Source organism: Paraburkholderia sediminicola (assembly GCF_046027355.1).
Classification (GTDB): domain Bacteria; phylum Pseudomonadota; class Gammaproteobacteria; order Burkholderiales; family Burkholderiaceae; genus Paraburkholderia; species Paraburkholderia sediminicola_B.
The window spans coordinates 53,190-75,491 of record NZ_JAQQEK010000011.1; the positions used below are offsets into that span (position 1 = coordinate 53,190).

Here is a 22,302-nt window from a genome sequence, read left to right on the forward strand (position 1 = left end):
TTTCCCAGTTTCGATTTCGACGCTTCAGGACGAGGAAGTATGGATCTATCAATTGCGGCGATCCTCGCGCAGGACGGCATCACCACCGGCGCGATCTACGCGCTGCTCGCGCTCGCGCTGGTGTTGGTGTTCTCCGTGACGCGGGTGATCTTCATCCCGCAGGGGGAGTTTGTTTCGTACGGCGCGTTGACGCTCGCCGCGCTACAGACACAGAAATTTCCGGCCACCTGCTGGTTGTTGATGGCGATGGGCGCGGCATGCTTCGTCGTCGAGATAGCGGGGCTGGTGCGGCATCCCGAACGGCGCCGGCATGCGGCTCGCACGCTGGTCATGCTGGTCGGCAAATACCTGCTGTTTCCGATCGCGGTCTACGCGCTCACGCAAGGCGTTTTCATGCATACGCTGCCGATGATCGCGCAGATCGCGTTGACGCTGCTGATCGTGATTCCGATGGGACCGTATGTGTATCGGCTCGCGTATGAGCCGATCGCGGAGGCGACCACGCTGCTCCTGTTGATCGTGGCGGTGGCGGTGCACTTCGCGATGGTGGGTCTGGGTCTCGTGATGTTCGGTGCGGAAGGTTCGCGCACCACGGCGTTTTCCGATGCGACCTTCAACATCGGCACGCTGACAATTTCCGGGCAAAGCTTGTGGGTCGTTGGCACGGCGGTGGTGTTGATCGGCGCGCTGTATCTGTACTTCGACCGCTCGATCTCGGGCAAGGCCTTGCGCGCGACGTCGGTGAACCGGCTCGGCGCACGGCTCGTCGGCATCGGCACGACGCAAGCGGGGCGCCTCGCATTCACGCTGGCGGCGGGCCTCGGCGCGCTGTGCGGCATCCTCGTCGCGCCCTTGACCACCATCTACTACGACTCGGGGTTCCTGATCGGTTTGAAGGGCTTCGTGGGGGCGATTATCGGCGGCCTCGTCAGCTATCCGCTGGCGGCCGCGGGCTCGATCCTGGTCGGCCTGCTGGAGTCGTATTCGTCGTTCTGGGCGAGCGCCTATAAGGAAGTGATCGTGTTCACGCTGATCATCCCCGTGTTGCTCTGGCGGAGTCTTGCCAGCCCGCACGCCGAAGAGGAAGAGGAGTGACGCGATGAAACGGATCATGCAAAACAAGTTCTTCTGGTTGTTCCTCGTGGTGCTGTTCGCGCTGCCGGTGTTGCCGCAACCGATTCACGTGCCTGAGTACTGGGTGACGTTGCTCAACTACATCGGCCTGTATTCGATCGTGGCGATCGGCCTCGTACTGCTGACCGGTATCGGCGGGATGACGAGCTTCGGCCAAGCTGCGTTTGTCGGTATCGGCGCCTATGCGACCGCGTATCTGACGACACGGTTCGGCGTCTCGCCGTGGCTCGCGCTGATTGCTGGCGTGGTGGTGACGGCGTTGATCGCGCTGATGCTCGGGCTGGTGACGATGCGCCTGTCCGGCCACTTTCTGCCGCTCGGCACGATTGCATGGGGACTCGCGCTGTTCTATCTGTTCGGCAATCTCGAAATGCTCGGCAAGTACGACGGCATCAACGGGATTCCGGTGCTGAATGTGTTCGGCATCAACCTGGAATCCGGTCGCCATATCTATTACCTGATCTGGTTGGTCGTGCTCGGCGCGGTGATTTCAGTTCAGAACCTGCTTAATAGCCGCCCGGGTCGGGCGATCCGCGCGCTGCGCGGGGGCGGGATGATGGCCGAAGCGATGGGCGTGAACACTGGCTGGATGCGCGTGGTGATCTTCGTGTACGCGGCGGTGCTGGCGTCGGTCTCGGGGTTCCTTTACGCGCATCTGCAGCGCGCCGTGAACCCGACGCCGTTCGGTCTGAACCACGGCATCGAGTTTCTGTTCATGGCCGTGGTTGGCGGCGTTTCTCACGTCTGGGGCGCGGTCCTCGGCGCTGCGATTCTGACCGTGCTGCAAGATTATCTGCAGACGCTGCTGCCCAAGCTGCTCGGCGAGAATGGCAACTTCGAAGTGATCGTATTCGGCATCCTGATGGTGCTGTTGCTGCAGTACGCCCGCCAAGGCGTATGGCCATTCGTCGCGCGCTTTTTCCCGAAGGGTCCGCGCGCCCATTTGGCCGATCACGCCGAACCATTGCCGCAGCGCAGCAAACCAGCGGCCGGTGAAGACCTACTGACGGTGAACAAGGCGCGCAAGCAATTCGGCGGTCTGGTTGCGGTGAACGATGTCAGCTTCGAGGTGAAAGCAGGGCAGATCATCGGTCTGATCGGCCCGAACGGCGCTGGTAAATCGACCACCTTCAATCTGGTGACGGGCGTGCTCCAAGCGACCAGCGGTGAGATCACGTTCCGCGGCGAGCGCATCGATTCGCTGAGTTCACGTGAAATCGTCAAACGCGGAATCGGCCGCACGTTCCAGCACGTCAAACTGCTGCCGGGGATGACGGTGCTCGAGAACGTCGCGATCGGCGCACATCTGCGCGGGCAGGCCGGTGTGTGGCGCAGCGTCGTGCGCCTGAACAGCGCCGAAGAAGCTCGGTTGATGGCCGAGGCGGCACGTCAGATTCGCCGGGTCGGCCTCGAACAGCACATGTACGACGAAGCTGGCAGCCTCGCGTTGGGTCAGCAGCGGATTCTCGAAATCGCTCGCGCGTTGTGTTGTGACCCGACGCTGCTGTTGCTGGATGAACCGGCCGCCGGTCTGCGCTATCAGGAAAAGCTGCAATTGGCCGATTTGCTGCGCCGCCTCAAGGCGGAAGGCATGAGCGTGTTGCTGGTGGAGCACGATATGGATTTCGTGATGAATCTCACCGACCGGCTGGTGGTTATGGAGTTCGGAACCAGGATCGCGGAAGGTTTGCCGCAAGAGGTACAACAAGACCCGGCTGTGCTGGAAGCGTATCTCGGTGGGGTGGAGTGATGGAGAACACGATGAATGCTGCTGGTCCGATTCTCGACGTGGACGGTTTGTCGGTCCGCTATGGCAAGGTCGAGGCGCTGCACGGCGCGGCGATCAAGGTGCGGCCCGGACAGATCGTCTCGGTGATCGGCCCTAACGGCGCGGGCAAGTCGACGCTGCTGAACGCGATCATGGGCGCGTTGCCGACCACGGGCCACGCGAAGGGTGTTGTTCTGTATCAAGGTGAAGATGTCAGCGCGGTGCCGGTCGAAAAGCGCGTCGCGCGCGGAATGTGCCTGGTGCCGGAAAAGCGCGAGCTGTTCGCCTCGATGACGGTGGAAGACAACCTCGTCCTCGGCGCTTATCGGCGCAAGCGCGCAGGCGAGCGTAACTTCCTTGATCAACTCGAGCCGGTCTTTACGCTGTTTCCGCGGCTGAAGGAACGACGCAAGCAGGCTGCCGGTACCTTATCTGGTGGCGAGCGGCAGATGCTCGCAGTGGGTAGGGCGCTGATGGGCAAGCCGGATCTGTTAATGCTGGACGAGCCGAGTCTCGGTCTTGCGCCATTGATCGTGAAAGAGATTTTTCACATCATTAGCGCGCTGCGGCAGACCGGCGTCGCCACGTTGCTGATCGAGCAGAATGCGCGCGCCGCGTTGCAAATCTCCGATTACGGCTATGTGTTGGAAACCGGTGAACTGGCGCTGGAAGGACCGGCGGCAGACTTGGCGCAGAATCCGCGCGTGATCGAAACGTACCTTGGGCTAGCCAAGAAAGTGGCTTAGCGCTTGGGTTGGTTGCTGCTTACCGTTGTTCAAAGCGGTGTGTTTCACGTGAAACACACCGCTTTTTTATGGGTTGGCCATTCGGACGAAATTCGGGCCTAAACCGAACCCGTTATAATTCGCCCATACATTTTCCTTTGAAAGGCTCACGCGACGATCTGGCGTGAGATCCGCGATGCTCTTTCCCACAGAATTTGACGTAATCGTCGTTGGCGGCGGTCATGCCGGCACCGAAGCCGCTTTGGCTTCGGCGCGCATGGGTAATACGACGCTCCTGCTGACCCACAACATCGAAACCCTCGGCCAGATGAGCTGCAATCCGTCGATTGGCGGCATTGGCAAGGGCCATCTAGTCAAGGAAGTCGACGCGCTCGGTGGTGCGATGGCGGCCGCCACGGACGAGGGCGGTATCCAGTTCCGCATTCTGAATTCGTCGAAGGGTCCGGCCGTTCGTGCGACGCGTGCTCAGGCTGACCGCCTGCTGTACAAACAGGCTATCCGGCATCGGCTGGAGAATCAGCCGAACCTGTGGCTGTTCCAGCAAGCAGTCGACGATTTGATCGTGGAAGGCGACCGCGTCGTCGGCGCCGTCACGCAAGTTGGGATTCGTTTCCGCGCGCGCGCGGTGGTTCTGACGGCGGGGACGTTCCTCGACGGCAAGATTCACGTGGGCTTGAACAATTACACGGGCGGCCGTGCCGGCGATCCGGCGGCGGTGTCGCTGTCAGCGCGCCTCAAGGAATTGAAGCTGCCGCAGGGTCGCCTGAAGACCGGGACGCCGCCCCGTATCGACGGTCGCACGATCGATTTCTCGCAGCTCGAAGAGCAGCCGGGCGATCTGGATCCGGTACCGGTGTTCTCGTTTCTCGGTCGCGTCGAGCAGCATCCGCGGCAAGTGCCGTGCTGGGTAACGCATACGAACGAGCGCACGCACGATATCATCCGCGGCGGTCTCGACCGTTCGCCGATGTACACCGGCGTGATCGAAGGAGTGGGGCCGCGCTATTGCCCGTCGATCGAGGACAAGATTCACCGATTCGCGTCGAAGGAATCGCATCAAATCTTTCTCGAACCGGAAGGGCTGACGACCAACGAGTTCTACCCCAACGGAATTTCCACGAGTCTGCCGTTCGATGTGCAACTGGAACTCGTGCGTTCGATGCGCGGCCTGGAGCACGCGCACATCCTGCGACCGGGCTATGCGATCGAGTATGACTACTTCGACCCACGCGGGTTGAAGGCGTCGCTGGAAACTAAGGTGATCAATGGGCTGTTCTTCGCGGGTCAGATCAACGGCACGACCGGCTATGAAGAAGCGGCGGCGCAAGGCCTGCTGGCGGGAATCAACGCGGGTCTGTATGTGCAAGGCAAGGAAGCATGGTCCCCGCGCCGCGATCAGGCTTACCTCGGTGTGCTGGTCGATGATCTGGTGACGCGCGGCGTGTCCGAGCCGTATCGCATGTTCACGAGCCGTGCCGAATACCGCCTGAGCCTGCGTGAAGACAATGCCGATATGCGTCTCACCGAGATCGGCCGTGAGTTGGGCGTTGTTGACGACGTCCGTTGGGACGTTTTCAGCCGCAAGCGCGACGCTGTTTCACGTGAAACAGAGCGCCTTCGCACGACTTGGGTCAATCCTAAGACGTTACCGGCTGACGAGGCGACGGCGTTGCTCGGCAAGCCGATTGATCACGAGTACAGCTTGGCGGATCTGCTGCGTCGCCCGGGTGTCTCGTACGACGGGGTTTGCGGGTTGCGCGCCGGTGCATGTGCCGCGCCTGAGACCTTGGCAGAAGACGACGTGCTGCTCACTCAGATCAAGGAACAGATCGAGATTGGCATCAAATATCAGGGCTATATCGACCGCCAAGCCGGCGAAATCGAACGAAACGAGGCGCACGAGAGCACGCGTCTGCCCGAGGGACTGGACTACGCGGAAGTCCGAGGGCTGTCGTTCGAAGCGCGCCAGAAGTTGACGCAATTCCGCCCTGAAACCATCGGCCAGGCGTCGCGCATTTCGGGCATTACGCCGGCGGCGATCTCCTTGCTCATGGTCCATCTGAAGCGCGGCTTGGGTCGTCGTCCGACGAAACCCGCCGAGCCGGGCACCGACAGCACGCCGGTGACGCAATGACGGTGAGCCAGAAGGGAAGCGGTAGGGAAGCGTTGGCGCCGTTGCTAGAGGACGGTGTTCGCGAACTCGGCCTCGACTTGAGCGACGCGCAGCTTGGCAAGCTGCTCGACTACGTCGCGTTGCTGTCGAAGTGGAACGCCGTCTACAACCTCACAGCGATTCGCGATCCGCGGCAGATGCTGATTCAGCACATTCTGGATTCGCTTTCGATCGTGCCGCATTTGGCACCGCTCGGGCCGTCCTCGGTACTTGACGTTGGTTCCGGCGGTGGCCTGCCGGGCATCGTGTTGGCGATCGTTTTGCCGGAATGGGCCGTCACCGTGAACGACATTGTTCATAAAAAGACGGCCTTTCAGGCGCAGGCCAAGGCCGAACTCGGCCTTGCGAATCTCTCGGTGGTAACCGGCCGGGTCGAGACTTTGCAGCCGGGCGCCGAAGTACCGGCAAAGTTCGACGTAATTGTCTCGCGCGCATTCGCAGAGCTCGCAGATTTCGTTACACTGGCCCGTCATCTGGTTGCGGAGCAGGGTGCGATCTGGGCCATGAAAGGGGTGCGCCCGGATGGCGAGATCGAACGCTTGCCGGAGGGCGCCCACGTGGAACAGATTATTCGGCTGAACGTGCCGTCGCTCGACGCCGAGCGGCATCTGATCAAGGTTTTGGTGGATGCCGACAACTAGCGGTTGGCTCACGCTTACCAGACGGCCGCGCCCAGCATCAACCACGATTTTTACTTCATCCAAGCTGCAAAAGGGACACACCAACGATGGCAAAAATCTTCTGCGTTGCGAACCAGAAGGGCGGCGTCGGCAAGACGACGACCACAGTCAATCTGGCCGCGAGCTTGGCAGCGCAGGGACAGCGAGTCCTTCTCATCGACCTGGACCCGCAGGGCAACGCCACGATGGGCAGCGGCATCGATAAGGCTGCGTGCGCGAACACCGTCTACGAAGTGCTGGTGGACGGCGTCGCGGTGACCGATGCGCGCGTGCGACCGGAAGCCGTCGGTTACGACGTGCTGCCCGCGAACCGCGAACTCGCCGGCGCCGAGGTCGAGTTGGTCAGCGTGCAGAACCGTGAGCGTCAATTGAAGGTCGCACTCGCGACGGTCGAAAACGAATATGACTTCGTGCTAATCGACTGCCCGCCGGCTTTGTCGCTGCTGACGCTCAACGGCCTGTGCGCCGCACACGGCGTCGTGATTCCGATGCAGTGCGAGTACTTCGCGCTCGAAGGCTTGTCCGATCTGGTCAACACGATCAAACAGGTGCACGCGAACCTGAACCGGGACCTAAAAGTGATCGGCCTGCTGCGCGTGATGTTCGATCCGCGCATCACGTTGCAACAGCAGGTTTCAGATCAGCTGAAAGAACATTTCGGCGACAAGGTGTTCGACGTGGTGATCCCGCGCAACGTGCGTCTTGCCGAGGCACCCAGCTATGGTTTGCCGGGCGTGGTGTTCGACAGGGCATCGCGCGGCGCGCAGGCGTATGTGCAGTTCGGCGCGGAAATGATTGAGCGGGTGCGCGCATTGAATGACGCGCCCCAGGCATCCTAAGCGGATCGAGGAAGCACGATGAACGCAGTAGCGAGAAAGAAGGGATTGGGCCGCGGCCTGGAAGCATTGCTGGGTGGCACAGCTGACATTACCGAGGCGGTGACGATCGAGGGGGCGCCGAACGTGCTGCCGCTCAGCAAGATGCAGGCGGGCAAGTATCAGCCGCGTACGCGTATGGACGAGGGCGCATTGCAGGAACTGGCGGCCAGCATCCGCGCGCAAGGGGTGATGCAGCCGATCCTCGTGCGTCCCGTGTCGGCGGACAAGTACGAGATCATTGCCGGCGAGCGGCGGTTTCGCGCGGCGCGTCTCGCGGGACTCGACGAAGTGCCGGTGCTGGTGAAGAACGTGCCGGACCAGGCCGCCGCCGCGATGGCGCTGATCGAGAATATTCAGCGTGAAGATCTGAATCCGCTGGAAGAGGCGCAAGGCATCCAGCGCTTGCTCGACGAGTTCAATTTCACGCACGAACAGGCGGCGGAGTCGGTGGGCCGCTCGCGTAGCGCGGTTTCGAATCTGCTGCGTTTGCTCAACCTCGCGTCGCCCGTACAGACGATGCTGCTGGCTGGCGATCTGGATATGGGGCATGCCCGTGCGTTGCTGGCCGTCGACGCCGCGACGCAAATCACGCTGGCCAACCAGGTCGTCAACAAGCGCATGTCGGTGCGCGAAACCGAAAAGCTGGTGACGGCGACCACAAAGGCTGCGCCGGCGGTGAAGGCGCGTGCGAATGCCGATGGTGGTCGCGATACGCGGCGGCTCGAAGAAGAGTTGTCGGATTTGCTGGCGGCGACGGTCAAGATCAAGCTCGGCCGACGCGGGCGCGGGCAGGTGCTGGTGGACTTCGGTGATCTGGACGCGCTGGAAGGCATCCTGGTCCGGCTGCGTGGGAATGCCACCGCCTGATTGGCGAGTCGAATCGGAGGGGCGTCTGATAGGCGTGCGATGGGCCTGAATGCCGATCGCACGCTGTTGGGTTGGCCGTGAGTGCTTTGGGGCCGCGGGTCTGCAAAACAAACGTATAGAGCGCCGCTCGGACTTTGCGATAGATCGGTGACCCATATCAACGTTCGATGGATTCCTAAATAAAAGTGGCGCTGAATAATCAGGATTGCTCATATTTCGAACCGTCCGACGGGTCTCGCTGGCCGCGAGGACTGCGGCTGTCGCGCGCGTAGCGGTTATGCCGCAGTCGCGACACGGTTAGTCCGCAATCCCCGCGCGGATGAATTCCACGGAAGAGGGCGTGCTCGACGTACACGCTGAAAAGCTGGCCGCCACCACGCCAGCGCACGCATTCGGCGCTAGCGAGCGAGATACTTCGCGAAAGCCTTTCTCGTGGATCGTCACGCAGGCGCTGGTTCACGAATAAGAGCGCACCGCTTCGCGTCTACCCGGCGGCGCCCGCCGTGTCCACCCGCGAAGGCAAAAATCGACGTTTGTTGCATTTTCGAGACGTCTGCTGCGGCGTTTAAACGACCCATCAACGAGTGCAAATTCTCCCGCTTCATACTGCATGTTTTGGCACCGCCCGACAGCCTTACATTTGACGTGTTTCGCCCGGTGAAACAGCCGTTCCCGCATGGCGAGGGGGCTTTTCACGCTGGTTATTGAACGGCCTAAAGTCTTGAATTGCCTGCAACTATCGCTTACAATCGCCCGGATTTAATTGCACGGGAACCCCGTAAGCGCAGCGTAAGCTCGCGGGCTGGAACAAGACTTTCGGAACACTGCGATGGCGGTCAAAACGTCGAATCAAGCGCCGAAGAATGGGCACGACGAACACCGCGCTGAACGCAAAGCTTCCGTTGCGTCCACCGGTCAGCAAGCGACACCTGACGAAGCGTGGGATGTCGAGCAGCAAGATAACAATATCGTTCCGCTCACGCGGGCCGAAGCTGAAAAGCTATTTGGTTCCAACGTGAGTCGTCCATCGCGCGTTACGCCTTTCAAGGTCGTGGCAGCGCAAATGGTTTTGTCCCTGGGTGCTACGCTGGTGTGGTGGCTGTTCTACAAGCCGCCGGGCGCTGCTGCGCTGTCCGCGTTCCTGGGAGGAGCGATCTGCTGGGTGCCGAGCGCGTTGTTCGCGGCACGACTGAGAACGCTGAGCGGCGCCGAAACAGCGATGAGCTGGATGATCGGCGAAGCGCTCAAGATGGGGACAACGATCGCGATGTTTGTAGCCATCGCCTTCTGGTATCACGACGTACGCTGGGTTCCGCTGCTCGTGACTTACCTCATCGCGCTCAAGACGTACTGGATCGCCTTAGCTTGGCGCTAAGGCAGCAGCAACAAAAGTAGCAGCAAAAAATTCAGGCTGGCGCATGGCGCCGGCACAAGGTGTGCGGATATGACATGATCCGCGCCCGGCGTGTTCCCGCAATACAGAATTGCTGCGGGAGCGGCCTAAGACGATTTTCGACAATTTGGGTGGCATTAACGATATGGCAGCTAGCGAAGGCACGCGCGCTCTGGATCCGTCCGAGTACATCGCGCACCACTTGCAGAACTTTTCCACCGCGCACCAGACGTCGATTTTCGACATTCACGTCTGGAATCTGGACACCCTTTTCTGGTCGATCGTTTGCGGTCTGGCCACGATCCTGATCCTGCATCTCGCTGCCCGCAAGGCAACGTCCGGCGTGCCGGGCCGTTTCCAATGCGCGATCGAAATGCTGGTTGAAATGGTTGAGGATCAATCGAAGTCGATGATCCACGGCACGCGCACGTTCATCGCACCGCTGGCCCTGACCGTGTTCGTCTGGGTCGCGCTGATGAACTCGCTCGACTTTATCCCCGTCGACCTGCCGGGCCGCGTGATCGGATGGCTGGGTCTGTCGGAAGTCATCCCCCATCACCGCATCGTGCCGACCGCCGACCTGAACGGCACGCTCGGCATCGCACTCGGCGTGTTCGCGCTGATGATTTACTACAACTTCAAGATCAAGGGCGCCGGCGGCTTCGTACATGAACTGCTGTCGGCTCCGTTCGGTGCGCATCCGCTCCTGTGGATCCCGAACCTGGCATTGAACATCATCGAGTTCGTCGCAAAGACGGTCTCGCTCGGCATGCGGCTGTTCGGCAACATGTACGCGGGCGAACTGTTGTTCCTGCTGATTGCCCTGCTCGGCAGCATGTGGGGTTTCGGCGCGGACGCGTCAGTGCTCGGCTTTATCGGCCACGTCATCGCTGGCACGGTTTGGGCGATCTTCCACATCCTGATCGTTCTGCTGCAAGCATTCATTTTCATGATGCTGACGCTGGTGTACATCGGTCAGGCACACGACAGCCACTAATCGCGGCTTGTTGAACGACGTTTTAGTTTTGTTTTATTTAAATCCCAGTTCCAACCAGTTCTAAAAGACTTTTCACAAAGGAGTGATCATGCAAGCTTTCATCGCCAACATCCAGGGTCTGACCGCCATCGGTATCGGCATCATCATCGGCCTGGGTGCAATCGGCGCCTGTATCGGTATCGGCCTGATGGGCGGCAAGTACATCGAAGCATGTGCACGTCAGCCTGAACTGATGAACCCGCTGCAAACCAAGATGTTCCTGCTGGCTGGTCTGATCGATGCGGCGTTCCTGATTGGCGTTGGTGTGGCAATGCTGTTTGCGTTCGCGAACCCGCTGCTGTCGAAGCTGGCAGGCTGAGGTTCCTCGGAAGTTTGCGCCTGAGCTATAACTGGTAAAGGCGCAGGGCGGAACGGGCACTCGGGCGCTGATCGAATACAGAATCGATGAGCGCCTTGCCGTTTCACTTTCCGAACTAGCAACGTTTAAGGAAACACCGTGAATCTCAACGCAACCCTGTTTGCGCAAATGGTCGTGTTCCTGATCCTCGCGTGGTTCACGATGAAGTTCGTGTGGCCGCCGCTGATCAACGCCCTCGACGAGCGCTCGAAGAAGATCGCTGACGGTTTGTCGGCTGCTGAAAAGGGCAAGGCAGAACTCGAAGCCGCTCACAAGCGCGTCGACCAGGAACTCGCTCAGGCACGCAACGACGGTCAGCAACGTATTGCTGACGCAGAAAAGCGCGCTGTGGCAGTCGCTGACGAAATCAAGGCTCAAGCACAGGCTGAAGCCGCTCGCATCATCGCGCAAGCGAAGGCCGACGCGGACCAGCAAGTCGTGAAAGCGCGCGAAACGCTGCGCGGCGAAGTCGCTGCACTCGCTGTGAAGGGCGCTGAACAGATCCTGAAGCGCGAAGTCGACCAGGCAGCTCACGCTGACCTGCTGAATCAACTGAAAGCCGAGCTCTGATCATGGCCGAACTTGCAACCATCGCCCGTCCGTACGCAGAAGCGCTGTTTGGCGTGGCCGAAGCTGGTGACATCGCCGCCTGGTCCACGCTCGTGCAGGAGCTGGCACAGGTTGCGCGTCTGCCCGAAGTGCTGTCGATCGCCTCGAGCCCGAAAGTAAGCCGCGCTCAGGTCAGCGAACTGCTGCTGACCGCGGTCAAGTCGCCGCTCAAGGACAACGCGCAAGCGAAGAATCTGGTGCAAATGCTCGTGGACAACCATCGTCTGCAATTGCTGCCGGAAATTGCTGTGCAGTTCGAAGAGTTGAAGAACGCCCGCGAAGGGGCGGCCGATGTGCTGATCGTCAGCGCATTCCCGCTCGAAGGCGCGCAGTTGAACGACCTCGTCGCAAGTCTCGAACGCAAGTTCAAACGCAAGCTGAAGCCGACGGTCGAGATCGACTCGTCGTTGATCGGCGGCGTGCGCGTGACGGTTGGCGACGAAGTGCTCGATACCTCGGTCCGCGCGCGGCTTGCCAGCATGCAGACGGCTCTGACGGCCTGAAGCGCCCAAAGCGCTGAAGCGGCTGGCACGCAACAGAATTGACTATCAGGAGCGAATAATGCAACTCAATCCCTCTGAGATCAGCGAGCTGATCAAGAGCCGGATCCAGGGCCTTGAAGCGAGCGCAGACGTTCGCAACCAGGGCACCGTGATCTCCGTGACCGACGGTATCGTGCGTATTCACGGCCTGTCGGAAGTGATGCAGGGCGAAATGCTCGAATTCCCGGGCAACACCTTCGGTCTCGCACTGAACCTCGAGCGCGACTCGGTCGGCGCCGTGATTCTGGGTGAGTACGAACACATTTCGGAAGGCGACGTCGTCAAGACGACCGGCCGCATTCTGGAAGTGCCGGTGGGTCCGGAACTGCTCGGCCGCGTGGTCGACGCGCTCGGCAACCCGATCGACGGCAAGGGCCCGATCAACGCGAAGAAAACCGACGCAATCGAAAAGATTGCTCCGGGCGTGATCTGGCGTAAGTCGGTTTCGGAACCGGTCCAAACCGGTCTGAAGTCGATCGACGCGATGGTGCCGGTTGGCCGTGGCCAGCGTGAGCTGATCATTGGCGACCGCCAGTGCGGCAAGACCGCAGTCGCAGTCGACGCGATCATCAACCAGAAGGGCAAGAATCTCTTCTGTATCTACGTCGCGATCGGCCAGAAAGCTTCGTCGATCATGAACGTGGTGCGCAAGCTGGAAGAAACCGGCGCGCTGGAATACACGATCGTCGTGGCCGCTTCGGCTTCGGAATCGGCTGCCATGCAATATCTGGCGCCGTACGCCGGCTGCACGATGGGCGAATACTTCCGCGACCGCGGTCAAGACGCGCTGATCGTTTATGACGACTTGACCAAGCAAGCTTGGGCATACCGTCAGATCTCGCTGCTGCTGCGCCGTCCGCCGGGCCGCGAAGCATATCCGGGCGACGTGTTCTATCTGCACTCGCGTCTGTTGGAACGTGCTGCTCGCGTCTCGGAAGAGTACGTCGAGAAGTTCACGAACGGTGAAGTGAAGGGCAAGAGCGGTTCGCTGACGGCACTGCCGGTCATTGAAACGCAAGCAGGCGACGTGACCGCATTCGTTCCGACGAACGTGATCTCGATTACCGACGGCCAGATCTTCCTGGAAACCGACCTCTTCAACGCAGGTATCCGCCCGGCAATTAACGCCGGCGTGTCGGTGTCGCGCGTCGGTGGTGCGGCTCAGACGAAGGTCGTGAAGAAGCTGTCGGGCGGTATCCGTACCGACTTGGCACAGTACCGTGAACTCGCAGCGTTCGCGCAGTTCGCCTCGGACCTCGACGAAGCCACCCGCAAGCAGCTGGAGCGCGGCCGCCGCGTGACGGAACTGCTGAAGCAGCCGCAGTATCAGCCGCTGCAAGTGTGGGAACTGGCTGTCGCGCTGTTCGCAGCGAACAACGGCTACCTCGACGATCTGGAAGTTGCGCAAGTGCTGCCATTCGAAAAGGGCCTGCGCGACTACCTGAAGACGAAGCACGCTGACCTGATCAAGCGCGTCGAAGACACCAAGGAACTCTCGAAGGACGACGAAGCCCTGCTGCACACGGCTCTCAAAGACTTCAAGAAGTCCGGCGCTTATTGATCCGCGAGTGACCCGCAAGGCATAAACGGACCTTGAAGCGGCGCGGGCCGCAGGCAACTGAACCCGCGCTGCTTCGATCGCTTTGCATGGGACCCGAGTAAGCGCTGAAGCGCTAACTCGGGCCGACAAGGAGCAAGCAATGGCTGGAATGAAGGAAATTCGCGGCAAGATCAAGAGCGTGCAAAACACGCGCAAGATCACGAAAGCGATGGAGATGGTGGCCGCATCGAAGATGCGCCGCGCTCAGGAGCGCATGCGCGCTGCTCGCCCGTATGCCGACAAGGTCCGCGATATCGCTGCACACATGAGCCGTGCGAACCCGGAGTATCGTCACCCGTTCATGGTGTCGAACGAAGGCGCGAAGGCGGCCGGCATCATTCTCGTCACGACCGATAAAGGTCTGTGCGGCGGCATGAACACCAACGTGCTGCGCGCGTCGCTGCAGAAGTTCAAGGAACTGGAAGGCCAGGGCAAGACGATCGAAGCAACCGCGATCGGCACCAAGGGTCTGGGTTTCCTGAATCGTCTGCGCGCCAAGGTGGTGTCGAATGTCGTGCATCTGGGCGATACGCCGCATCTGGAAAAGCTGATCGGCGCGGTGAAGGTGCAGCTCGACCTGTACTCGGAAGGCAAGGTTTCGGCGGTGTATCTGGCGTACACGCGCTTCGTCAATACGATGAAGCAGGAGCCGGTGATCGAGCAACTGCTGCCGCTGTCGGCAGACCAGTTCGAGCGCAAGGAAGAAGACGGCACGACGCCGAGCACGCAGTGGGACTACATCTACGAGCCGGATGCGCAGGCAGTGGTGGACGAACTGCTGGTGCGTTATGTCGAAGCGCTGGTCTATCAGGCCGTCGCGGAAAACATGGCATCGGAACAGTCGGCACGAATGGTCGCGATGAAGGCCGCTTCGGACAACGCGAAGACGGTCATCAACGAACTGCAGCTCGTGTACAACAAGAGCCGTCAGGCCGCGATCACGAAAGAACTGTCGGAAATCGTCGGTGGCGCGGCGGCAGTCTGACCTTGACGGTCAGGCACGTTGCTTCGAGTGCGCCTTCGCGGCGCACCCACCGAAACTGCGCCTTTGCGCGAGTGAAGAATTGAGTATCTAAAGGAAAAGCGATGAGTACTACTGCTTTGGTAGAAGGCAAGATCGTACAGTGCATCGGCGCGGTGATCGACGTGGAATTCCCGCGTGACCACATGCCGAAGATTTACGACGCGCTCATTCTCGAAGGTTCGGAATTGACCCTCGAAGTCCAGCAACAGCTGGGCGACGGCGTCGTCCGTACCATCTGTCTGGGTGCATCGGACGGTCTGCGCCGCGGTACGACGGTGAAGAACACCGGCAAGCCGATCAGCGTGCCGGTCGGCAAGCCGACCCTCGGCCGGATCATGGACGTGCTGGGTCGCCCGATCGACGAAGCTGGCCCGATCAACTCGGACGTGGTTCGCGGTATTCACCAGAAGGCTCCGAAGTTCGACGAACTGTCTCCGTCGACAGAACTGCTCGAAACCGGCATCAAGGTTATCGACCTGATCTGCCCGTTCGCGAAGGGCGGTAAGGTTGGCCTGTTCGGTGGCGCCGGCGTGGGCAAGACCGTGAACATGATGGAACTGATCAACAACATCGCTAAGGAACACGGCGGTTACTCCGTGTTCGCCGGTGTTGGCGAGCGTACCCGTGAAGGGAACGACTTCTATCACGAAATGAAGGACTCGAACGTTCTCGACAAGGTTGCGCTGGTGTACGGCCAGATGAACGAGCCGCCGGGCAACCGTCTGCGCGTCGCGCTGACCGGTCTGACGATGGCTGAGCACTTCCGTGACGAAGGCCTCGACGTGCTGTTCTTCGTCGACAACATCTACCGTTTCACGCTGGCAGGCACGGAAGTGTCGGCACTGCTCGGCCGTATGCCGTCGGCAGTGGGCTATCAGCCGACGCTGGCTGAAGAAATGGGTAAGCTGCAAGAGCGTATTACGTCGACCAAGACTGGCTCGATCACGTCGGTTCAGGCCGTGTACGTCCCTGCGGATGACTTGACCGACCCGTCGCCGGCTACGACTTTCGGCCACTTGGACGCAACGGTCGTGTTGTCGCGTGATATCGCTTCGCTGGGTATCTACCCGGCAGTCGACCCGCTCGATTCGACCTCGCGTCAGATCGACCCGAACGTGATCGGCGAAGAACACTACGCGATCACGCGCGGCGTGCAGCAAACGCTGCAGCGCTACAAGGAATTGCGCGACATTATTGCGATTCTGGGCATGGACGAACTGGCGCCGGAAGACAAGCTCGCCGTGGCGCGTGCTCGTAAGATCCAGCGTTTCCTGTCGCAGCCGTTCCACGTCGCTGAAGTGTTCACGGGCTCGCCGGGCAAGTACGTGCCGCTGAAGGAAACGATCCGTGGCTTCAAGATGATCGTCGACGGCGAGTGCGACCACCTGCCGGAACAAGCGTTCTACATGGTCGGCACGATCGACGAAGCCTTCGAAAAGGCCAAGAAGATCCAGTAAAGGTCGGGTGTAACGAAGCGGGCGCCGGCGTCTCGCGTGGAAGGGATACCATCACGGTATTGAATCCCAAACCCGGCGCCTCTTACTACGCTCAACCCAGCCTTGCATGGGACGAGAGTCAGCGCTAAAGCGCTAGCTCTCGTCGAGCTTTGCATGGGACCAGAGTAAGCGCTAAAGCGCTAACTCTGATCGGCACAGGAGTCGACACTTATGGCAACAATCAAGGTAGACGTCGTCAGCGCGGAAGAGCAGATCTTCTCGGGCCAGGCGAAGTTCGTCGCGCTGCCGGGCGAAGCAGGTGAACTCGGCATTCTGCCGGGCCACACGCCGCTCATCACGCGGATTCGTCCGGGTGCGGTGCGCATCGAAGCTGAAAACGGTGAAGAAGAGTTTGTCTTCGTCGCCGGCGGCATCCTCGAAATCCAGCCGGGCGCTGTGACGGTTCTCGCCGACACGGCTATCCGCGGCAAGGATCTCGACGAAGCCAAGGCTGAAGATGCACGCAAGCGCGCGGAAGAAGCGCTGCAGAACACGGGTTCGAACCTCGAATACGCTACCGCGCAAGCGGAACTGGCGTACGCGACGGCTCAGCTCGCTGCGATTCAGCGTCTGCGCAAGCTGCGCGGTCAGAACTAGGCATTACGTATCAGAGAGAAAGCAGCCTTCGTGGCTGCTTTTTTTTGACCGCGACTTGACGTTTACGGAAAGGTCAGCAAAATCGTGTTTTTCAATCGATTGGCGCCACGCATTGGCAGTCCGGCAATGCGCTGCGGGTAAGACTTGATGCCGGACAGACACACGCCGGTGGCACAATCGATTTCAAATTCATTTCAATAGGCGAGCTTCCGCTCAGCTCCACGGAGACAACACCATGGCAACGCACGCGTCAGGCGAAGGTGCACTTATCGAACCCAAAGACGGACTGTCGTATGTCCGTGGGTCGACCGATATCCCGTTGAGCGAAGCGACAGTTGGCCAGTTTCTGCGCGATACGGCGGATCGCTTTCCGGACCGTCCGGCTGTGGTGTTTCGCGAGCAGCGTATTCGCTGGACATGGAAGGAGTTCGCCGAGGAAGTCGACATTTTGGCGGCGGGGTTGCTCGCACTCGGTATCGAAAAGGGGGACCGCGTCGGCATCTGGTCGCCGAATCGCGTGGAATGGCTACTGACCCAGTTTGCGACCGCGCGCATTGGCGCCGTGCTGGTCAACATCAATCCGGCCTATCGGCTCGCGGAGCTCGAGTACGCGCTGAACAAGGTTGGCTGCAAGGCGATTATCGCCGCAGAGCGTTTCAAGACGTCGATGTACCTGGAGATGCTGCAGGAACTCGCGCCCGAACTGGCCACGCAAGCGCCTGGTGAGCTACACGCGGCCAAGTTGCCCGAATTGCGCTACGTGATTCGCATGTGCGACACGGAGACGCCGGGCATGTTGAGCTTTTCCGACGTGATCGAGCAAGGGCGCGTGTCGCTCGACGTGGCGAAGCTCGACGCCATCGGCGCCACGCTTTCGTGCCACGAGCCGATCAATATCCAGTTCACCAGCGGCACCACAGGCAATCCGAAGGGCGCAACGCTGACCCACAGCAACGTGGTGAACAACGCGCGTTACATCGCGATGGCAATGCGGCTGACCGAGCAGGACGGCTTATGCATCCCGGTCCCGCTGTATCACTGCTTCGGCATGGTGCTGGCGGTGCTGGCGTGCGTGTCGGTCGGTACGAACATGGTGTTTCCGGGCGAGGGCTTCGACCCGGCTGCAACACTGGCCGCGGTGGCGGAAGAGCAGTGCACCGCCTTGCACGGCGTGCCGACCATGTTCATCGCCGAACTAGACCATCCGAACTTCGGCAGCTACGACTTCTCGCGCTTGCGCACCGGCATCATGGCGGGCTCGCCTTGCCCGATCGAGACCATGAAGAAGGTCGTCTCCAGAATGCATCTGAGCGAAATCACCATCGCCTACGGCATGACGGAAACCAGCCCGGTCTCGTTTCAGAGTTCGACCACCGATCCGCTCGACAAGCGCACGACGACGGTCGGCCGCATTCAGCCACATCTGGAAGTGAAAATCGTCGATCCTCTCGGCCAGATCGTGCCGGTGGGCGAGACCGGCGAACTGTGCACGCGCGGCTATTCGGTGATGCAGGGCTATTGGGGCGACGAGGCGAAGACGCGCGAAAGCGTTGTCGACGGCTGGATGCATACCGGCGATCTGGCGACGCTCGATGCCGAAGGCTACTGCAACATCGTCGGCCGTCTGAAGGACATGTTGATTCGCGGCGGCGAAAACATCTATCCGCGCGAGATCGAAGAGTTTCTGTTCCGCCACCCGAAGATCCAGAGCGTGCAGGTGTTCGGCGTGCCCGACGCGAAGTACGGCGAAGAGGTCTGCGCGTGGGTCGTATTGCGCTCGGGAGAGCACGCGACGGCTGAAGAGATCCAGCAGTTCTGCCAAGGGCAGATTGCACACTACAAGGTGCCGAAGTACATCCGCTTCGTCGATGAACTGCCGATGACAGTGACCGGCAAGGTGCAGAAGTTCATCATGCGAGAGCAGATGATCAGCGAATTGAAGCTGCGAGAAGACAAGACGGCGTGACGCTCAGTGGGAGGTCCGCGCGCGCAAATCATTACGCGAGGCGGATCAGCCAATGAGGCATAAAGGACAAAACCAGAGGGGCGAACCGTTTGCCGGGCAAGTTCGCTTAAGTACCGCGAATAAGCCAGAAACAGCGCGTTACCGCGCCGCGCAAACGTTTGGCCAGACGAAAAAAAAGCGGGCCTGGAGCCCGCTAAAAACCACACGCTACGGGGTTAGCGCGAGGAGACCAAAGAAGGAACCGACTGAGACGACGACCCTGCGCCGACTACGGCCCCAGCAGGGATGCCCCTTCACAGGGCTTCGGCATACGCCGACCGGCAAGTGCATCGTATCCGCTCACACCACGCACCCAGCCACATCCGTGTTGAAACCGTTGAGGGCATTGTGGGCGAATTAACCTACGAGCGCGGTAACAAAGTGTTTCAGGTTGTAACGCCCGCCAGATAAGGCGCTGCAGGATATATTGCCAAACAGAAACGATTTGAGCGTAATTTTTACCGATGACTTGCCCGCAATTTCATACGCACGATTGATGCTATTCGCGACGCATAATGCGGCGTAATCCGTTAAGCCAATTCCGCATGAAATGGTTGCACGTTCATCTTTTGGAAGAGGAATCGCCCGTGTTACAGGTGCTTGTCCGCCCCGACAGATTTCCACAATCCAAATAAGGTCACCTGGTTGCGGCGCAACATCCGTCCTATGCGCAATTGGGGCACAAAGGGCCGATTCGATAATTATCGATTTGACACTATTGTTCGGTTTTTGCTTAACAGCGCTGCCCACCGTTACATGATTGGCGCGGCAAGGAGGCCCTTTTGGCGTTTCTCGACCGCCGTCGCCTGCAGTAAAACCCGAAAAACCAGGCGGCCGAAAAACGCATCACGCTACTTCAGCCATTTGTCCGAAATGGCTTGGTATTCGCCGGTCGCCCGCGCAAGATGCAGCCACTGGTCGACGTACTGCTGGAGCGCCACATCGCCGCGCGGCAGCAGCCAGGCCTTTTCTCCATATTGGAACGGCTTGTCCGGATGCACCGAGCAAAGGCCGGGATTCAGCTTTTGCTGCAACAGGGTTTCCGACGCGTCCGTCACCATCACGTCCGCCTTGCCGGCGAGGATCTGCTTGAAGATCGTCACGTTATCCGGATAGACGGTCAGATTCGCATGCGGAAAGTACTGCTTCGCGAAACGTTCGTTGGTGCCGCCCGGATTGACGATCACGCGCGTGGCCGGTTGGTCGATCTGCGCGACCGTCTGATATTTGTTGGCGTCGTCACACCGCACGATCGGCGTCTTGCCGTCGACCATGTAGGCCTCGGTGAAAAACGCGCGCTTCTGCCGTTCGAGGGTCGGCGACACGCCGCCCACGCCGACGTCGCACTTGGCGACAAAGTCGTTCATCAGGTTCGACCACGACGTCTTGACGTACTCCGTCTTGACGCCGAGCGATTTGGCGAGCGACTCCGTCATGTCGATATCGATGCCTTCGAACTGACCGTCTGTCTTATAGAACGAGTACGGTTTGTAGTCGCCGGTCGTGCAGGCGCGCAGCGTGCCGCGCGCGAGGATTTCGTCGAGCCGCGAGGGCGCCGCGGCGGCGGCGCTGGTCTGCGCCCCGGCCACGCCTGCGTGCATCAAAATGCCGGCCAGCGCGCCGAGCAGTGCGAGTGCTGCCTTGTTCATCGAGTCTCCTTGGTTGTATGTAATTGTCTGGTAATGCCGTTGGATAATAGCCCGGCAATTCGCACTTGAACATTGGCCGTTCAGCCAGGTCGTGACGCCGTCGCCGGCTCACGGAAAACCGGCCGCGAGCGAGACGCACATCAGTTATTGGCCGGATCAAGCACGATGCGGCGAGCCGGGTCCGGTAAAATGCCCCTTTGCCCTCAGTCGTACGCAACGTGGCCCATAAACTCCTGAACGACACTTTCCTGCGCGCGCTGCTGCGCCAGCCGACCGACTACACGCCGATCTGGCTGATGCGGCAAGCTGGCCGCTACCTGCCGGAATACAACGCCACGCGTGGCCGCGCGGGCAGTTTCCTCGGTCTGGCGAAGAGCCCGGCGTTCGCGACGGAAGTCACGCTGCAGCCGCTCGAGCGTTATCCGCTCGACGCCGCGATCCTGTTCTCCGACATCCTGACCGTGCCCGACGCCATGGGTCTCGGCCTCGAGTTCGTGACCGGCGAGGGCCCGAAATTTGTTCGCCCGGTACGCACGGAAGACGACGTCGCGCGCCTCGCGGTGCCGGACATCGACGCCACGCTGCGCTACGTGACCGACGCCGTGCGCGAAATTCGCACCGCGCTCACCGACGCACAAGGCCGTCAGCGCGTGCCGCTGATCGGCTTTTCGGGCAGTCCGTGGACGCTCGCGTGCTACATGGTCGAAGGCGGCGGTTCGGCGGATTTCCGCACGGTCAAGTCGATGCTCTATGCGCGTCCGGATCTGATGCATCGCATTCTCGACGTCAACGCGCGCTCGGTCGCGGCTTACCTGAACGCGCAGATCGAAGCCGGCGCGCAAGCCGTGATGATTTTCGACACGTGGGGCGGAGCGCTGGCGGACGGCGTCTATCAACGCTTTTCGCTGCACTATATCCAGCAGGTGGTGAGCCAGTTGAAGCGCGACCACGACGGCGAAAAAGTGCCGGTGATCACCTTCACCAAGGGCGGCGGCCTGTGGCTCGACGAGATCGCGGAGATCGGCGTGGATGCGGTCGGCCTCGACTGGACGGTGAACCTGAGCAAGGCGCGCGAGCGCGTGGGCGGGAAGGTGGCGCTACAAGGCAATATCGATCCCTCGGTGCTGTTCGCGCCGCCCGCTTCGATCCGCATGGAAGCGCGCGCGGTGCTCGACAGCTTCGGGAATCACCCAGGCCATGTGTTCAATCTCGGCCACGGCATTTCGCAGTTCACGCCGCCCGAGAACGTCGCCGAGCTCGTCGACGAAGTGCATCGTCATAGCCGGGCGATTCGCAGCGGTGCTCATGCACCGGCATGAAGCCGTAATCGTTACCATTTTTTGTTGCATTGCAGCGAACTGGGCTCTCGGCCTAAGGGAAAATTTGCAGCTTGCAGGCCGTCGGATGGCGGTCTTGCGAAAGTCAAGACTTGACTTATGCACATTCATCACGCTGCGGCGCGGTAGAAGCTTTAGTCGTGTCCTGGCCCTTGCACATTGCGGGCGCATTTGATCTAAGCCTTGTCTGGCAAGGGTTTCACGGCATCAGTACGGACTGTGCGGAATCCCACAGAAGGCCGCTGCGGCGCGGTTCCCGGGCCGTCCGGGCAAAGTTCTCAACAAAGTTATCCACAGGCACGCGGACCGATTGCAATTCTTCAGCCGAATCCAAAACTTAGCGCCGAAATTGAAGTTTTACTTTAACTTCGACCGGTTCGCCGTCGGCTCAATGGGCACCACGATGCGGC

General features: G+C 60.5%; 20 protein-coding genes. 19 read left to right on the forward strand and 1 reads right to left on the reverse strand.

What is annotated here, in order from left to right; genetic code table 11:
- Positions 1-39 precede the first annotated feature (39 nt).
- From PQR42_RS19945 to PQR42_RS20030, 18 genes are all read left to right on the forward strand, one after another.
- Entirely contained in the window at positions 40-1,095 is a 1,056-nt protein-coding gene (locus tag PQR42_RS19945) for a branched-chain amino acid ABC transporter permease (RefSeq protein WP_012434813.1), read from the forward strand.
- A gap of 4 nt (positions 1,096-1,099) precedes the next feature.
- A complete protein-coding gene (locus PQR42_RS19950) occupies positions 1,100-2,884 on the forward strand; it encodes a branched-chain amino acid ABC transporter ATP-binding protein/permease (protein WP_408207043.1) in 1,785 nt (594 codons plus the stop codon).
- An 11-nt stretch (positions 2,885-2,895) separates the two neighbouring features.
- On the forward strand, positions 2,896-3,648 hold the full coding sequence (locus tag PQR42_RS19955; RefSeq protein ID WP_408207045.1) for an ABC transporter ATP-binding protein: 753 nt from the start codon (positions 2,896-2,898) through the stop codon (positions 3,646-3,648).
- A gap of 175 nt (positions 3,649-3,823) precedes the next feature.
- Positions 3,824-5,782, forward strand: a complete 1,959-nt coding sequence (gene mnmG, locus PQR42_RS19960) for a tRNA uridine-5-carboxymethylaminomethyl(34) synthesis enzyme MnmG (RefSeq protein WP_408383938.1) — start codon at positions 3,824-3,826, stop codon at positions 5,780-5,782.
- On the forward strand, positions 5,779-6,462 hold the full coding sequence (gene rsmG, locus PQR42_RS19965) for a 16S rRNA (guanine(527)-N(7))-methyltransferase RsmG (RefSeq protein ID WP_408207049.1): 684 nt from the start codon (positions 5,779-5,781) through the stop codon (positions 6,460-6,462). Before mnmG ends, rsmG begins: the two co-directional genes overlap by 4 nt.
- Before the next feature lie 86 nt (positions 6,463-6,548).
- Positions 6,549-7,340 (forward strand): ParA family protein, encoded by a 792-nt coding sequence (locus PQR42_RS19970; protein WP_408207051.1) that lies wholly within the window; start codon positions 6,549-6,551, stop codon positions 7,338-7,340.
- Between the two features lie 18 nt (positions 7,341-7,358).
- Positions 7,359-8,246, forward strand: coding sequence for a ParB/RepB/Spo0J family partition protein (locus PQR42_RS19975; protein WP_408207053.1), 888 nt, complete (start codon positions 7,359-7,361; stop codon positions 8,244-8,246).
- 319 nt (positions 8,247-8,565) lie between these two features.
- The gene (locus PQR42_RS19980) at positions 8,566-8,712 is read left to right on the forward strand and encodes a hypothetical protein (protein ID WP_408383940.1); all 147 of its coding nucleotides are present in this window, start codon (positions 8,566-8,568) and stop codon (positions 8,710-8,712) included.
- Between the two features lie 363 nt (positions 8,713-9,075).
- Positions 9,076-9,621, forward strand: coding sequence for an ATP synthase subunit I (locus tag PQR42_RS19985; RefSeq protein ID WP_408207055.1), 546 nt, complete (start codon positions 9,076-9,078; stop codon positions 9,619-9,621).
- A 163-nt stretch (positions 9,622-9,784) separates the two neighbouring features.
- Positions 9,785-10,636, forward strand: coding sequence for a F0F1 ATP synthase subunit A (gene atpB, locus PQR42_RS19990; RefSeq protein WP_106284871.1), 852 nt, complete (start codon positions 9,785-9,787; stop codon positions 10,634-10,636).
- 88 nt (positions 10,637-10,724) lie between these two features.
- A complete protein-coding gene (atpE, locus tag PQR42_RS19995; protein ID WP_007180033.1) occupies positions 10,725-10,994 on the forward strand; it encodes a F0F1 ATP synthase subunit C in 270 nt (89 codons plus the stop codon).
- Between the two features lie 138 nt (positions 10,995-11,132).
- On the forward strand, positions 11,133-11,603 hold the full coding sequence (locus PQR42_RS20000) for a F0F1 ATP synthase subunit B (protein ID WP_106284870.1): 471 nt from the start codon (positions 11,133-11,135) through the stop codon (positions 11,601-11,603).
- 2 nt (positions 11,604-11,605) lie between these two features.
- A complete protein-coding gene (locus tag PQR42_RS20005) occupies positions 11,606-12,145 on the forward strand; it encodes a F0F1 ATP synthase subunit delta (RefSeq protein WP_408207058.1) in 540 nt (179 codons plus the stop codon).
- Positions 12,146-12,203: 58 nt separating this feature from the next.
- A complete protein-coding gene (atpA, locus tag PQR42_RS20010; protein ID WP_408207060.1) occupies positions 12,204-13,745 on the forward strand; it encodes a F0F1 ATP synthase subunit alpha in 1,542 nt (513 codons plus the stop codon).
- 139 nt (positions 13,746-13,884) lie between these two features.
- The gene (atpG, locus tag PQR42_RS20015; protein WP_106284868.1) at positions 13,885-14,769 is read left to right on the forward strand and encodes a F0F1 ATP synthase subunit gamma; all 885 of its coding nucleotides are present in this window, start codon (positions 13,885-13,887) and stop codon (positions 14,767-14,769) included.
- A 101-nt stretch (positions 14,770-14,870) separates the two neighbouring features.
- The gene (gene atpD / locus PQR42_RS20020) at positions 14,871-16,265 is read left to right on the forward strand and encodes a F0F1 ATP synthase subunit beta (protein WP_408207063.1); all 1,395 of its coding nucleotides are present in this window, start codon (positions 14,871-14,873) and stop codon (positions 16,263-16,265) included.
- Between the two features lie 210 nt (positions 16,266-16,475).
- Complete coding sequence (locus PQR42_RS20025) at positions 16,476-16,901, forward strand: F0F1 ATP synthase subunit epsilon (RefSeq protein ID WP_012434800.1); 426 nt, start codon at positions 16,476-16,478, stop codon at positions 16,899-16,901.
- A 235-nt stretch (positions 16,902-17,136) separates the two neighbouring features.
- Positions 17,137-18,867 (forward strand): AMP-binding protein, encoded by a 1,731-nt coding sequence (locus PQR42_RS20030; RefSeq protein ID WP_408383941.1) that lies wholly within the window; start codon positions 17,137-17,139, stop codon positions 18,865-18,867.
- An 890-nt stretch (positions 18,868-19,757) separates the two neighbouring features.
- On the opposite strand, the gene PQR42_RS20035 is transcribed toward PQR42_RS20030, so the two are convergent.
- A complete protein-coding gene (locus tag PQR42_RS20035; protein WP_408207067.1) occupies positions 19,758-20,555 on the reverse strand; it encodes a transporter substrate-binding domain-containing protein in 798 nt (265 codons plus the stop codon).
- 218 nt (positions 20,556-20,773) lie between these two features.
- On the opposite strand from PQR42_RS20035, the gene hemE reads away from it, so the two are divergent.
- Positions 20,774-21,874 carry a uroporphyrinogen decarboxylase gene (hemE, locus tag PQR42_RS20040; protein ID WP_408383943.1) on the forward strand — a complete coding sequence of 367 codons (1,101 nt, stop codon included), beginning with the start codon at positions 20,774-20,776 and terminating at the stop codon, positions 21,872-21,874.
- Positions 21,875-22,302: the final 428 nt, after the last annotated feature.